This is a genomic window from Micromonospora sp. NBC_00858, from assembly GCF_045207365.1.
Taxonomy (GTDB): Bacteria; Actinomycetota; Actinomycetes; order Mycobacteriales; family Micromonosporaceae; genus Micromonospora.
Genome location: NZ_CP108828.1, coordinates 5,931,557 through 5,945,474 on the forward strand (window position 1 = coordinate 5,931,557; position 13,918 = coordinate 5,945,474).

The window sequence follows — 13,918 nt, forward strand, 5'->3', positions numbered from 1 at the left end:
CTATTCACGTCCCACGCGGTGGCTGCCGGCGGGGGTCGATCTTTGTCCGGGTCGGGGCTGTGACCAGCCCCGACACCGGTTGTCTAGACGGCTGGCGCTGCCTTCGTCATCGCGTTGATGACCCGGTCCATCGCGTCCCCGCCACGGGGGTCGGTCAAATTGGCCAACAGCTTGAGCACGAAGCGCATCAACGTCGGGTGCGGCATTCCGTGCTTGGTGGCGATCCGCATGATCTCCGGACGGCCGATCAGCTTCACGAAGATGCCGCCCAGCCGGTAGTAGCCGCCGAGCCGGGCCTTCAGCTCGTTCGGGTACGCCATCAGCGCCCGCTCCCGCTCCGCGCCGGCCGGCCGCGCGAGGGCCTGCACGGCCACCTCCGCGGCCAGCTCGCCGGACTCCATGGCGTACGCGATGCCCTCCCCGTTGAACGGGTTGACCATGCCGCCGGAGTCGCCGACCAGCATCACGCCACGGGTGTAGTGCGGCACCCGGTTGAAGCCCATCGGCAGAGCCGCGCCGAGGATCGGGCCGTCGGCGTTGGTCTCGTCGGTCATCCCCCAGTCGGCGGGCGTGTTCGCCAGCCAGTCGGTGAGCAGCCGCCGGTAGTTGGTCTTGCCGAACGCGGAGGACGAGTTGAGCACGCCGAGGCCGACGTTGACCCGCCCGTCACCGAGCCCGAAGATCCAGCCGTACCCGGGCAGCAAGTTGTCGCCGCTGTCCTTGCTGCGCAACTCCAGCCAGGACTCCAGGTAGTTGTCGTCGTGCTTGGCCGGCGAGCGGTAGTAGCGGCGGACGGCCACGCCGATCGGCCGGTCCTCCCGCTTGGCCAGGCCGAGAGCGAGCGGGAACCGGCCGGATACCCCGTCAGCCGCCACGACCAGCGGGGCGTGGAAGGTGGCTGGCTCCTTGTCCGGGCCCACCTCCGCCTCGACGCCGGTCACCCGGCCGTCGCCGTCGAGCACCGGGCCCAGCACGTTGACGCTGGTCTGCAGCTTGGCGCCGGCGGCCACCGCCCGTTGGGCGAGCAGGTCGTCGAAGTCCAGCCTGGTGCGCACCAGACCGTAGTTGGGGAAGCTGGCCAGGTCCGGCCAGTCCAGCTCGAGGCGTACCCCGCCGCCGATCACCCGCAGGCCCCGGTTGTGCAGCCAGCCGGCCTCGGGCGAGGTGTCCACGCCCATCCGGATGAGCTGGCGCACGGCGCGCGGGGTCAGCCCGTCGCCGCAGACCTTCTCCCGGGGGAACTCGGTCTTCTCCAGCAGCAGCACCCGTACGCCGTGCCGGGCCAGGTGGTACGCCGTTGCCGATCCACCGGGACCGGCGCCTACGACGATGACGTCGGCATCGTGCTCCACCGCGGTCATTCGCGCCTCCTCCCGCACGCTCGTGAAATGCTTCACAAGCCAGACGGGACGAGTGTATGACCGGTGTCATACCTGCGCAGGATCAGGGGTACCTAACTCGCCGGTGTGACAGCAGATGACCGTCCACAGACACTCGGTGTCAGGCCGGACTGGGCGCATCCAGGCCGGCGTCCACGCGGATGGTCTCCGGCAGGTGCTCGCGCAGAGCGCCACCCGCCGCCCGATCCAGCGCTGCCAGAACCTCGGCGACCACCTGCCGGACCTCCGCCGGATCGGCGCCGGCCAACGCGCGCAACTGCGCGATGAGTTCGGCCGCGTCGTCGTCGGTGGCGGCCACCGGGTCCGCCGGGTCTGCTCCGGTCATGCGGACGAGCGTACGGGGCAAAGTGGACTAAAGCCTGATATTCACGAAACCTGAATATTGTCCATGCCCGTCCCCTGGTCCGCCGTTACTCGCGGATCCCCCGGTGCAGGGCGACCACGCCGCCGGTCAGGTTGCGCCACGCCACCCGACCCCAACCGGCCGCAGCGAGACGCCCGGCCAGCGCGGCCTGGTCCGGCCACGCCCGGATCGACTCGGCCAGGTAGACGTACGCCTCGGGGTTGCTGGACACCGCACGGGCCACCGCCGGCAGCGACCGCATCAGGTACGACAGGTAGACCGTCCGGAAGGCCGGGTTGACCGGGGTGCTGAACTCGCAGACCACCAGCCGGCCACCGGGCCGGGTCACCCGGGCCAGCTCGCGCAGGGCCGCGTCCGTGTCGTTGACGTTGCGCAGCGCGAAGGAGATGGTCACCGCGTCGAAGCTGGCGTCGGCGAACGGCAGTCGCAGCGCGTCTCCGGCCAGCAGCGGCACCTCGGGCCGGACCCGTTTGCCGGCGTACAGCATGCCCAGCGACAGGTCGGCGCCGACCGCGTACGCCCCGGACTGGGCCAGCTCCTGCGTCGAGACACCGGTGCCCGCACCGACGTCCAGCACCCGCTCGCCCGGCCGCAGGCCGAGCGCCGCGCGGGTGGACCGACGCCAGGAGCGGTCCTGGCCGAAGGAGAGCACGGTGTTGGTCAGGTCGTAGCGCTCCGCCACGCCGTCGAACATCGCGGCGACCTCGTGCGGCTGCTTGTCCAGGCTGGCGCGCTGGCCCTGCGGGGTACGGCTCACCCCTCCACTCTGCCAGCCGCCCTCCCGTCGACGGCCGCTGGGTGGCGCGGCGCGGACCCCGGTACGCGAAAGGGCGGGGTGGTCGCCCACCCCGCCCTCGCGTCGTGCCTGCGTCAGTCGGTCGACTTCTCGTCGCCCGGGGCGATCAGGACGACCTTGCGCCGGCGGGAGAGCACAAGCAGCGCCCCGCCGACGAGCAGGATGATGCCGCCGATGCCGCCGATCAGGCCAGCCTGCACACCGGTCACCGGCAGACCGCCGCCGCCACCTCCACCGGCTGCCGGCGACGTGGTCGCGCCCGGCGTCGGCGTACCGCCCGGGGTCGGGGTCGCCGTCGGGGTGGGGGTGGGCTGCACGGTCAGGTCGACGAAGACGTCGAACTGCGCGGTGTTGTCCCCTTCATCGGTCTCCGTGAAGGCCTTCCGCTGGGCGCCGGTGGCCACCTTCGGCTGCTCCTCAGGGCTCCCCTCGGCGGCGTCCAGGCCACTGGCGAAGAGGAAACCAGGCCGAAGCACCGGCTCGGTGACATCCGCGCCGATCTTCACCCGCACGTCGCCGGTGTAGAACTGACCCGGCTTCAGCACCACGCCGGAGTCCTCGCAGTACGCGTTCGCCAGACCATTCAGCGGCTGCTCCACGCAGCCCTCCGGTAGCTCGGCGAAGGTGACGCCCGCCGGCAGCGTGATCCCGTACGCCACGCCGGTGGCCTTGCGGCTGCCATCGTTGTAGATCGCCCAGTCCAGTGGCGCGGTCTCGCCACGCTTGACCGGCTTGAGGCCGGACTCGCCCGTCCCGTCACCGTCCACCACCACGTCGGCGTAGACATCCTGAACCCACGCCGTCAGGTCGTAGCCGGGCTTGGTGACGGTGATCTCGTGCTCGACGGTGTTGTCCTCGGTGTTGGGATCAACGGTGGCCGAGCTGATGGTGACCACCAGCGTGCCGGCCTCGCCGCGTCCACCGGTGGAGAACAGCGGAATACCGAAGTCCTCGGTGGTGCCGGCCGCCAGGTCGCCGAGGAGGCAGCTGAAGGTGGTGCCGGCGACCTCGCAGCCGTCCCAGGCGAGCACGCCGACCATGTGGTCATTCAGGCCCTTGGTCTCCACGGTGACCCGGACGTCCTTGGCGTCGACCGTGCTGCGGGTGTTGTCGACCTGGAACTTGAACGGCTTGGCCTTGGCTTCTTTGACGCCCTTGGCCAACTCGTAGCTCTGCGGAATCAGGGCCAGGTCGGCCTGGTCGGCGGCCTGGGCCGGGGCGGCCACGGTGGCCAGGCCACCGGCCGCGAGCAGTGCCACGACACCGGCGCGGGCCAGGGTCGAGCGGTGGAACGCTGTCATCAGTCCCCCGGGGGTAGGGAAGAAAGAATGGTTGCGGGAACGAGCGGACGTTATCCGAGGTCGATCTCCCAAGCCAGCGTGCGGGGCCGCTTTCATCCGTCCGGCCTGGAGTGTGCAGACGGTACGGGCGGGATGGTCACCCATCCCGCCCGTACCGCCGTGCGTTATGTGAACGACCCTCACGGGCCGATGGAGGACTGCCCGCGTGCCGCGCGACCCAGGACCATCAGACCACTCGCCACCAGCACTGTCGCGCTGATTCCGCCAATCCGCGGTGGCGAGGGATATGAGGCGGGACGCTAGCGGCCGACGATCATCTCCACCACCCCTGACCGGGCAGCTTGGACGCCGCAGCGGCCGGGACCACCCGGACCGCCGAGGCGGTCGGGCGGGAGCATGAGCCCCGGTCAGCCGAACGGCCGGGCTGCGACCAACCTCAGTTGACGTCGACCAGCGGCAGGGAACGGCCGGCACCGCCGCCGGGCAGCGCGATCGAGGAGAAGTGCGAGACCACGCGATCGTCGGTCGGGTCGTCGGCCGGCGTGTGGTGCACGGCCAGCCGGTTGTAGAGGGTGTCCCGCTGCGCCGGGATCCGGTCCGCCGAGCGGATCATGCCGATCAGCTCGTGCAGGTTGGAGCGGTGCCGCGCGCCGGCCGAGGAGATGACGTTCTCCTCCAGCATGATCGAGCCGAGGTCGTCCACGCCCATGTGCAGGGCGAGCTGCCCAACGTCCTTGCCGGTCGTCAGCCAGGACGCCTGCAGGTGCGGCACGGTCTCGAAGAAGAGCCGGGCCACCGCGACCAGCCGCAGGTACTCCAGCGTCGTCGCCTGCGTGCGGCCCTTGAGGTGGTTGTTCTCCGGCTGGTACGTCCACGGAATGAAGGACCGGAAACCACGGGTGCGGTCCTGCACGTCGCGGATCATGCGCAGGTGCTCGATCCGCTCGGCGTGCGTCTCGCCGGTGCCCATCATCATGGTGGCGGTCGACTCGATGCCCTGCCGGTGGGCCAGCTCCATGACCTCCAGCCAGCGCTCACCCGACTCCTTGAGCGGCGCGATGGCCTTACGCGGCCGCTCGGGCAGCATCTCCGCCCCGGCACCGGCGATCGAGTCCAGGCCGGCGACCTTGATGCGAGCGATGGCCTCGTCCAGGCTCACCCCGGAGACCTTGGCCATGTGCAGGATCTCGCTCGGCCCGATCGAGTGGATGACCAGCTGGGGGTACGCCTGCTTCACCGAGGAGAACAGCTCCTCGTAGTACTCGACGCCGTAGTCCGGGTGGTGCCCGCCCTGGAGCATCACCTGGGTCGCGCCCAGCTCGACCGCCTCGCCGCAGCGACGCAGGATCTCCTCGGTCGGGTGGGTCCACCCTTCCTTGTGCTTGGGCGCCCGGTAGAACGCGCAGAACTTGCACGCCGTCACGCAGACGTTGGTGTAGTTGATGTTGCGATCGATGAGGTACGTGACGACGTTGTCCGGGTAACGCCGCCGGCGCACCGCGTCCGCCGCCTCGCCCAGCGCGTGGAAGGGCGCCTCGGTGTAGAGCAGCAGGGCCTCCTCGGGCGTGATCCGCCCACCGTCCGCGCCGCGCTGCAGGATGTCGTCGATCTCCCGGCTCACCGTCACACCCCGAGCCTACGTCGCCCCACCCGGCTCGACCGTCTGGCCCCGGCGGCGTGCGGTACGTCCCACAGCCGCCGCCGGTCAGTTCTCGCTAGCCCTCCGCGCAGAACCCGACGAACTGCCGGCCATCCGACGCCTTCACGCGTCGTAGTCCACCGTGAGCTTGTCGGTCGTCGGGCTGGACTGGCAGGTCAGGACGTAGCCCGCCGCCAGCTCGTCGGGCTCCAGGGCGTAGTTGCGGGCCATCGTGACCGCACCGTCGACGACCTTCGCCTTGCAGGTCGAGCAGACGCCACCCTTGCAGGCGTACGGCAGTTCGCCGCGCACCTTCAGTGCGGCGTCCAGCACCCGCTCCTCGCGGCCCATGGTGAAGCTCGACGACCGGCCGTCCAGCACGATGGTGACCTCGGCCCCGGCAACCGTCTGGTCCACCGGGCGGCGCACCGGCTCCGGCGGCGCGTCGACGTGGAACAGTTCGGTGTGCACCGCCGACTCGGGCAGCCCGCGCGCGGTCAGCACGTTCCGGACGTCGACCACCATGCCGTACGGGCCACAGAGGAACCACTCCTCGATGGTGTCCCCCGGGACGATCGTGCTCAGCAACCGGCTCAGCCGCTCGGTGTCGATCCGCCCGGAGAGCAGCGGCGACTCGCCCTGCTCGCGGGAGAGCACGTGCACCAGGTGCAACCGGGTGGGATAGCGGTCCTTCAGGTCGGCCAACTCCTCGGCGAACATCACCGTGTTCGCCGTGCGGTTGCCGTACACCAGGGTGAAGGTGCTGGCCGGCTCGACGGCCAGGGCGGTCGCGACCAGCCCGAGCACCGGGGTGATGCCGGAGCCGGCGACGACCGCGCCGTAGTGCCGCACCCGGTCCGGCGCGAAGGCCGTGGTGAACGTGCCCAGCGGCGGCAGCACCTCGACCGTGTCGCCGCCGCGCAGCGCGCCGCAGGCGAAGGCCGAGAAGGCGCCGCCGGGAATCTCCCGTACCCCGATCCGCAGTCGGCCGCGCCGGGCCAGGTCGTCGGGGGTCGAGCAGATGGAGTACGACCGGCGTACGTCCGTGCCGTCCTCGGTCACCCGTCGCACGGTGAGGTGCTGGCCCGCGCGGAACGCGAAGGCCTCTCGCAATTCCTCGGGTACGGCGAAGGTGACCGCCACGGAGTCGTCGGTGAGCCGGTCGACGGTGCCGACCTGCAGCGGGTGGAAGACCGGCCGGCGGCGGACCGGTCGGGTGATGGTGACTGTCACAGCGCCTTCAGGTGGTCGAAGGGTTCGGCGCAGGAGCGGCAGCGCCACAGCGCCTTGCACGCCGTGGAGCCGAACCGGCTGACCTGCTCGGTCTCCGGCGAGCCGCAGTGCGGGCAGCGGACCGCGAGGGTCAGCGGCACCACACCGGCGGCGGGCACCGGGGCCGGCGGGGCGATCCCGGCGTCGGCGAGTTTGGCCCGCCCATCGTCGGAGATCCAGTCGGTGCTCCACGGTGGGCTGTAGACCGTGTGGACCTCGGCGTCCGGATGGCCGGCGACGGCCAGCGCGCGGCGGATGTCGGCCCGGATCACGTCCATCGCCGGGCAGCCGGTGTACGTCGGGGTGATGGTGACGGTGACCCGGCCGCTGAGCGGATCTTCCTCGACCGCGCGCAGGATGCCCAGCTCGTCGATGGTGATCACCCGGATCTCCGGATCCACCACGCTCGCCGCAGCCGTCCTCGGGTCGGTCGACCCACGGGCGCCGTCCACCACTGCGGGGCTCTGCCGCGTACTCACCACGTCGCTCCGGGGTGCGCGCGGTGCAGCACCTGCATCTCGGCGAGCAAATACGCCAGATGCTCGGTGTGCACGCCCGTCCGCCCGCCGGCCGGCGCCCAGCGGCTCTCGGGCCGGGTGAGCGTCGCCTCGGCCAGCACCGGGCCGACGGTGTCGTCGAACGCCTCCCGCAGGGTGGCCGGGTCGACCGGTGCCGCGGGATCGGCGGCGAACAGCTCGTGCGTGTACGGCCAGACCTGGTCGACGGCCGCCTGCATCCGGCGGTGCGACTCCTCGGTGCCGTCGCCGAGACGCTTCACCCACAGTGCGCCGTGGTCCAGGTGGTACGCCGACTCCTTGCGGGCCTTCGCACCGATCGCGGCCAGCCGTTCGTCCGGGCACCCGGCCAGGGCGGTGTACAGCGGCAGTTGGTACGCCGCGAGGAAGAACAGCTTCGCCATGGTCACCGCGAAGTCGCCGTTGGGCAGCTCGACCAGCAGGGCGTTGCGGAACTCGCGGTCGTCGCGCAGGTACGCCAGCGCGTCCTCGTCCCGGCCGGCGCCCTCCAGCTCGCCCGCGTACGACAGCAGTAGGCGGGCCGCGCCGAGCTGGTCGAGGGCGATGTTGGTCAGCGCGACGTCCTCTTCCATCTCCGGCGCGCGAGTGGTCCACTCGGCCAGCCGTTGCGCGGCGACCAACGCGTCGTCGCCGAGGGCGAGGGTGAATTCGACGGGACCGTTCACAGGTGAGCCACCCCGTCCGGTACCTCATAGAAGGTGGGGTGGCGGTAGACCTTGTCGGCGGCCGGGTCGAAGAAGGCGTCCTTCTCGTCCGGGCTGGACGCCGTGATCGCTCCGGCCGGCACCACCCAGATCGACACGCCCTCCTGCCGCCGGGTGTAGAGGTCCCGGGCGTTGCGCAGGGCCAGCTCGGCGTCGGGGGCGTGCAGGCTGCCGACGTGGGTGTGCGACAGCCCGCGCCGGGCCCGCACGAAGACCTCCCACAGCGGGGTCTGCTCCATGCTGGTTCGCTCGCTCACGCCGCCACCTTCTCCTTCTGCTCGGCCCGCTTGGCGGCGTACGCCGCGGCGGCCTCGCGCACCCACGCACCGTCGGTGTGCGCGGCCCTCCGGTGTGCCATCCGCTCCCGGTTGCACGGCCCGTCGCCGGAGATCACCCGCATCAGCTCGTCGTAGTCCGGCTGGGTGTAGTCGTACGCCTGCCGCTCCTCGTTCCAGCGCAGGTCGTCATCGGGGATGCGCAACCCGAGGATCTCCGCCTGCTGGACGCACATGTCCACGAAGCGCTGGCGCAGATCGTCGTTCGAGAAGCGCTTGATCTTCCAGGCCATCGACTTCGCGGAGTGCGTGGAGTCGCCGTCCGGCGGGCCGAACATGGCCAGCGACGGGTACCACCAGCGGTCCACCGCGTCCTGGGCCATCGCCTGCTGCGCGGGGGTGCCGTGCGCCAGGGTGTGCAGGATCTCGTAGCCCTGGCGCTGGTGGAACGACTCCTCCTTGCAGACCCGGATCATCGCTCGGGCGTACGGGCCGTAGGAGCAGCGGCACAGGGGCACCTGGTTGACGATCGCCGCGCCGTCCACCAGCCAGCCGATCGCGCCCATGTCAGCCCAGGAGAGGGTGGGGTAGTTGAAGATCGAGCTGTACTTCTGCCGCCCGTCGAGCAGCAGCCGGACCAGCTCGTCACGGCTGATGCCGAGGGTCTCGGCGGCGGCGTAGAGGTAGAGACCGTGGCCCGCCTCGTCCTGCACCTTGGCCAGCAGGATCGCCTTGCGCTTGAGCGACGGCGCCCGGCTGATCCAGTTTCCCTCCGGCTGCATGCCGATGATCTCGGAGTGGGCGTGCTGGGCGATCTGCCGGATCAGCGTCTTGCGGTACGCCTCCGGCATCCAGTCCCGTGGCTCGATCTTCTGCTCCGCGCCGACCACCTCGGCGAAGTACGCCGCAAGGTCCTCGTCCGGCGCGGGGCCGCCGCGCCGCTGACGGGCGGCGGCGGCGCGCAGCTCCGCCTCGGCCGCCTCGACCTCGCCGAGCAGGCCGCCGCCGGTTGCGTCGTCCGGGGCGGAGAAGTCGTTGCCATACATGAGGACAAGTGTTACAGCTTGCGCCTCGATGCACTAGGGGGTGTAACAGGAAACCCGAGTCACGTTCGGTCACGGATGGGCGGTATTTCCGCACGCAGCGCAATCGGCCCGGCTATGACTTGGCTCACTGGACGAAGATGAATCCTCCTAGAAGACGCATACCGTCTCGATATCCCGCCTTTATTGCATGTTGGCAGGCGTCGAACTCTGGTGGTCGGCCGGTCCGGAAGTAGACTTCTGCCGGTCACACGATCGGCTGCCCAGAATCGTTGTCTCCACAGAGGCCACCTCCCCCGGCCTCGGCGATCGCACCGGTCATCCCGGGAAACAAGCCGGTCCCCCCGGCCCTGACATCTGGAGCTCACCCAACTCATGCGATCTCGCGTGACCATGGTGCTCGCCGTCGTGGCGGTCCTGCTCGGTGGCGTTCTGCTGGTTCCCGCTGCGTACGCGCGGCTCGCTGGCAACGACGGCAGCGCAGGCGGCGGTGGCGGCGGGAGTGTCGCCGCGCCCTCACCCACCCCACCGCCACCGCCCACGCTGGCGGCTGGCCCGGTATCGGTGAACTTCAAGGGCGACTTCTACTCGTGGGCCCTGCTGGACCGGGAGACGGGCAAGATCTCCGGGTCGCCGAACATGACCGCGACCAGCTCGACCGAGTCGATGATCAAGGCGTGGATCGTCTCCGACTACCTGCGCCAACTCGGCGACAAGGAGCCGACCGCGGCGCTCAAGAAAGCCGCCAGCTCCGCCATCCGGGACAGCAACGACGACGCGGCCAACATGGTCTACAAGGCCGCCGGCGGCTCGTACTCCGTGCCGGCGGGCGGCCAGCCGGGGCCGGTGATCAAGCGGGCGATCAGCATCTGCGGTCTGACCGACACCAAGCGCGGCAACGTGACCAAGTACGAGGGCTACTGGAGCTTCACCCGGATGTCCCCCCGGGACGCCGTCCGGCTCGGTGACTGCATCGCCGACGGCAAGGCGGCCGGCCCGAAGTGGACCAAGTGGGTGCTCAGCGAGATGAGCAAGGTTCAGGGCACCACCGCGGCCAAGGACCAGAAGCTCAAGTCCGGCGGCGGTCGCTGGGGGATCATCAACGGCCTGCCGAAATCGATCACCGCGCAGGGCCCGGTCAGCATCAAGAACGGCTGGACGCCGCTCTACTACGACGGCAACTGGCACGTGAACTGCCTCGCCGTCAACGACAAGTGGAGCCTCGCGGTGATGCTGCGTTACCCCATCAAGAACGGGCTGGACTACGGCGCTCAGGTCTGCGCCAGCGTGGCCACTCAACTCGTCACCCCGCAGCCCGGCGCCGCGCTCAAGGTGCCGCAGCAGCCGGTCGGAAAGCTCTGATGGCCGGCAACCGTCGGGCGGACCGGCGACGCGGCGGTGATGCCTCCCCGCTGCGGCTGGTCGCGATCGCGGTCGTCCTGATCGGGCTGGTGCTGGTTTCGCTGCGGCTGCTACCGGGGTCGCCGTTCGAGTCGACCTCCGCCGCCCGCTGGGGCGACTCCGGCACGACGACCAGTGACCGGTCCACCGGCACTCCCTCCGACCGCAGCGCCCGCCAGCCGGCCCCGGAACCGAGCCCCAGCCCGTCGTTGGAGCCGCTGCCGTTCCAGGCCAAGGACCTCAAGCTGGACATCGAGGGCTGGTATTCCTGGAGCGTGCTCGACCGCCGCACCGGAAAGATCATCGGCTCGAAGAACATGAACGAGACCAGCACCACCGCCTCGATGATCAAGGCCTGGATCGTCGCCGACTACCTGCGTCGCGCCGACGACGCCGGGCAGACGCCGAGCGACGCGAAGCTCGCCGACGCCACGCGGATCATCCGGGACAGCGACAACACCAGGGCCGAGCAGTTCTACAACTCGGTCGGCCGGGACGCCTCGATCCGGCGACTGCTCTCCATGTGCAAGCTGACCGACAGCAGTGTCGCCCCCGACGGCGGCTGGAGCCGGACGGCGCTCTCCCCCCGGGACACCGCCCGACTGGGCAACTGCATCGCCACCGGCACCGCCGCCGGGCCGGAATGGACCAAGTGGCTGCTCAACGAGATGAAGCTGGTCCGCGGCGCCGGTGACTTCGGCATCCGCAAGGCGTTCCCGGCCGCCGAGCAGAAGCAGATCGCCATCAAGAACGGGTGGATCGACCGGACCAAGGAGCAGGAGATGCACATCAACTGCCTGGCCATCGGCGACACCTGGACGATGGGCGTGATGGTCCAGTACCCGATCAACATGGGCTACGACTACGGCATGAAGAACTGCGAGAAGATCACCGAGGCACTGCTCCGCCCCAACGTCTGACCCGCCCTCCCAGCGTCTGACGCCGCCCGGCGTCCGGACCGCCAGCCGGCTCGGTCGACCGTCCCGGCTGGCGGCCTGCGCCCTGAGGCTCAGCCGGCGAAGAACTCCGGGCCACCGGCCGGCAGTTCCGGGACCACGCCGTGCTCGGCGGCGCGGCGGGCGAACTCCCGCAGCCCGGCGACCTGCCGGTCGCCCAGCGAGAAGTCCAGGGTCCGGAAGTACGTGGCCAGCGTCGCGGCGTCGAACGTCTCCCACCGGGCCGCCGCCTCGGCGACCTGGTCCAGCTCGGCCAGGCAGAGGTCGCGCGAGCGCAGGAACGCCTCGTGCACCTCCTTGACCAGCCCCGGATGGGCGGCGGCGAAGTCGCGGCGAACCGCCCAGACCGCGAAGACCATCGGCAGCCCGGTCCACTCACGCCACGCCTGCCCGAGGTCGGTGACCGTGAGACCCCGCTGCGGCGCCTCGTACAACGCCCGCAGCGCCACGTCCCCGATCAACACCCCGGCGTCGGCCTCCAGCAGCATCTGGGTGAGGTCCGGCGGGCAGCGGAAGTAGTCGGGACGAACGTTGTACTTCTCGGCGAGCAGCAACTGGGCCAGCAGCACCCCGGTCCGCGAGGTGGAGCCGAGCGCCACCCGGGCGCCGTCCAGCTCGGCGAGGGGCTTCGTGGAAACAACGTTGACCGACAACACCGGCCCGTCGCTGCCCACCGCCAGGTCCGGCAGGAGCAGCAACTCGTCGGTGTGCTTCAGGTACTCCACGAGCGTGATCGGGCCGATGTCCAGGTCGCCGGCCACCAGCGCGGCGCTCAACCGGTCCGGCGAATCCTTCTGCAGGTCGACGTCGAGCAGGGCACCGGAGCGCATCAGGCCCCAGTAGATCGGCAGGCAGTTCAGGAACTGGATGTGCCCGACCCGTGGACGTGCGATGCGCTCAGCCATGACCCGACCGTATCCCCGGCCTCTGGCGCCGGCTCGGCGGGCCGGCCCGAAGTGGCCAACCCCGCATCCGCCCCCGCCGACCGCTGGTGTTGCCGTCCGCCCGGGTCGTGCGGCGACGGGCGGCGTACCGCCCGGGCGACCACCGGCACGAAGACCAGCACCACCAGGAGCCCGGCCAGGCCGGCGGCGGCGATCAGCGGTCGGGGCGGGACGGCCGTCAGCAGCGCACCGCCGATCAGGAAACCGGCCATCGAGCCTCCCTGCACCGCCGCGCCGTAGCTCGCGTACGCCCGAGCGCGCATCGCCTCCGGCACCCGGCGAGCGGTGAGCAGGTTGGCGAAGACGTTCTCGCCGCCGTTGGCCGCGCCCGCCACCAGCCAGAGCGGCACCAGCAGGCTGGCCGCCGGCACCATCGCGCCGAACAGCACCATGAGGCTGCAACCGGCCAACGTGGCCAGCACCCCACGGACCAGCGCAGCGTCGTCGGTGAGCCGGTTGGCGAGCCGGGCGGCCAGCCAGCCACCGGGCAGCATGCCAGCCATCCAGGCGGCACTGACCAGCCCGTAGGTGGTGGGCGAGCCGTTCAGGGTCTCCCGGATGAAGAAGACCTCGACCACGTTGATACCGCCGATCGCCGCGATCACCACGGCGGTACTGACCACCATGACGAGCATCAGCGGGTCCCGGCGCAGCCGCCAGCCGAGGGCTGCCACGCGTGGGTTGGCCGGGGTGGCGGCGATCCGCCGACCACCGCGCCGGGTCCGCAGCAGCAGGCCGGCGACCACCAGTGCCAGGTAGGTCGCGGCGTCGAGCAGCAGCGGTACGCGGGTGCCGAACTGCCCCACCAGCAGCCCGGCCAACACCGGCCCGCCGAGCGCCCCGAGGGAGACAGCGGTCTGGCTGATCGCGCTCGCCCGCGGCAGGTCGTCGGGGCGGACCATCGCCGGCAGCAGCGCCGCCAGGCAGGGCTGGGTCACCGCGAGCCCGCACGCGAGCAGCGTGACGAGCCCGACCACCAGGACCGGGTGGTCGGCGAGGGCGAGCAGCACGCAGATCGCGGCCTGGGCCAGCCCGACGGTCACCAGCAGAGTGCGGCTGTCCACCCGGTCAGCGAGCCGGCCGGCGAGCGGGGCGAGCACCACCAGGGGCAGGGTGGCCGCGAGCAGCAGCCCTGACACGGCGAGCCCGCCGGCGCCAGCGCCCTGCAGGGCCAACGCGAGGGCGGTGGCGGCGAGGAAGTCGCCGCAGATCGTGGTGCCCCGGGCTGTGGCGGCGAGCCAGACGTCCGGCCAGCGCGACTCGACAGTTGTGAAGGACATACTTCGG

The 13,918-nt window shown here is 70.9% G+C and carries 14 protein-coding genes; 2 read left to right on the forward strand and 12 right to left on the reverse strand.

Annotation, left to right across the window (positions count from 1 at the left end; all coding sequences use genetic code 11):
* Positions 1-83: 83 nt before the first annotated feature.
* The 10 genes from OG990_RS27625 to paaA form a co-directional block, all read right to left on the reverse strand.
* Complete coding sequence (locus OG990_RS27625; protein ID WP_328422615.1) at positions 84-1,361, reverse strand: geranylgeranyl reductase family protein; 1,278 nt, start codon at positions 1,359-1,361, stop codon at positions 84-86.
* Positions 1,362-1,500: 139 nt separating this feature from the next.
* A complete protein-coding gene (locus OG990_RS27630) occupies positions 1,501-1,725 on the reverse strand; it encodes a hypothetical protein (protein WP_328422613.1) in 225 nt (74 codons plus the stop codon).
* Between the two features lie 85 nt (positions 1,726-1,810).
* A complete protein-coding gene (locus OG990_RS27635; RefSeq protein ID WP_355600651.1) occupies positions 1,811-2,521 on the reverse strand; it encodes a demethylmenaquinone methyltransferase in 711 nt (236 codons plus the stop codon).
* 113 nt (positions 2,522-2,634) lie between these two features.
* The gene (locus OG990_RS27640) at positions 2,635-3,861 is read right to left on the reverse strand and encodes an LPXTG cell wall anchor domain-containing protein (protein WP_406077630.1); all 1,227 of its coding nucleotides are present in this window, start codon (positions 3,859-3,861) and stop codon (positions 2,635-2,637) included.
* Positions 3,862-4,297: 436 nt separating this feature from the next.
* Positions 4,298-5,488, reverse strand: coding sequence for a cyclic dehypoxanthinyl futalosine synthase (mqnC, locus tag OG990_RS27645; RefSeq protein WP_386985730.1), 1,191 nt, complete (start codon positions 5,486-5,488; stop codon positions 4,298-4,300).
* Positions 5,489-5,623: 135 nt separating this feature from the next.
* Positions 5,624-6,733, reverse strand: coding sequence for a 1,2-phenylacetyl-CoA epoxidase subunit PaaE (paaE, locus tag OG990_RS27650; RefSeq protein WP_406077631.1), 1,110 nt, complete (start codon positions 6,731-6,733; stop codon positions 5,624-5,626).
* On the reverse strand, positions 6,730-7,224 hold the full coding sequence (gene paaD / locus OG990_RS27655) for a 1,2-phenylacetyl-CoA epoxidase subunit PaaD (RefSeq protein ID WP_406081904.1): 495 nt from the start codon (positions 7,222-7,224) through the stop codon (positions 6,730-6,732). Before paaD ends, paaE begins: the two co-directional genes overlap by 4 nt.
* Positions 7,225-7,247: 23 nt before the next feature.
* Positions 7,248-7,973 (reverse strand): 1,2-phenylacetyl-CoA epoxidase subunit PaaC, encoded by a 726-nt coding sequence (gene paaC / locus OG990_RS27660; protein ID WP_386985734.1) that lies wholly within the window; start codon positions 7,971-7,973, stop codon positions 7,248-7,250.
* A complete protein-coding gene (gene paaB, locus OG990_RS27665) occupies positions 7,970-8,251 on the reverse strand; it encodes a 1,2-phenylacetyl-CoA epoxidase subunit PaaB (protein ID WP_121655474.1) in 282 nt (93 codons plus the stop codon). The genes paaC and paaB overlap by 4 nt, the downstream gene beginning before the upstream one ends.
* 14 nt (positions 8,252-8,265) lie before the next feature.
* Positions 8,266-9,333 carry a 1,2-phenylacetyl-CoA epoxidase subunit PaaA gene (gene paaA, locus OG990_RS27670; protein ID WP_328422601.1) on the reverse strand — a complete coding sequence of 356 codons (1,068 nt, stop codon included), beginning with the start codon at positions 9,331-9,333 and terminating at the stop codon, positions 8,266-8,268.
* 372 nt (positions 9,334-9,705) lie between these two features.
* Here paaA and OG990_RS27675 point away from each other — a divergent pair, with 372 nt between their 5' ends.
* Together OG990_RS27675 and OG990_RS27680 are read left to right on the forward strand one after the other, a co-directional pair.
* A complete protein-coding gene (locus tag OG990_RS27675) occupies positions 9,706-10,692 on the forward strand; it encodes a hypothetical protein (RefSeq protein ID WP_406077632.1) in 987 nt (328 codons plus the stop codon).
* Positions 10,692-11,651: a hypothetical protein gene (locus tag OG990_RS27680; RefSeq protein WP_328422597.1), complete on the forward strand. Its 960-nt coding sequence runs from the start codon at positions 10,692-10,694 to the stop codon at positions 11,649-11,651. Before OG990_RS27675 ends, OG990_RS27680 begins: the two co-directional genes overlap by 1 nt.
* 89 nt (positions 11,652-11,740) lie before the next feature.
* Here the strand turns inward: OG990_RS27680 and OG990_RS27685 are convergent, their stop codons facing one another.
* The gene (locus OG990_RS27685; protein ID WP_406077633.1) at positions 11,741-12,592 is read right to left on the reverse strand and encodes a menaquinone biosynthetic enzyme MqnA/MqnD family protein; all 852 of its coding nucleotides are present in this window, start codon (positions 12,590-12,592) and stop codon (positions 11,741-11,743) included.
* Entirely contained in the window at positions 12,544-13,911 is a 1,368-nt protein-coding gene (locus tag OG990_RS27690) for an MFS transporter (protein WP_406077634.1), read from the reverse strand. Before OG990_RS27690 ends, OG990_RS27685 begins: the two co-directional genes overlap by 49 nt.
* Positions 13,912-13,918: the final 7 nt, after the last annotated feature.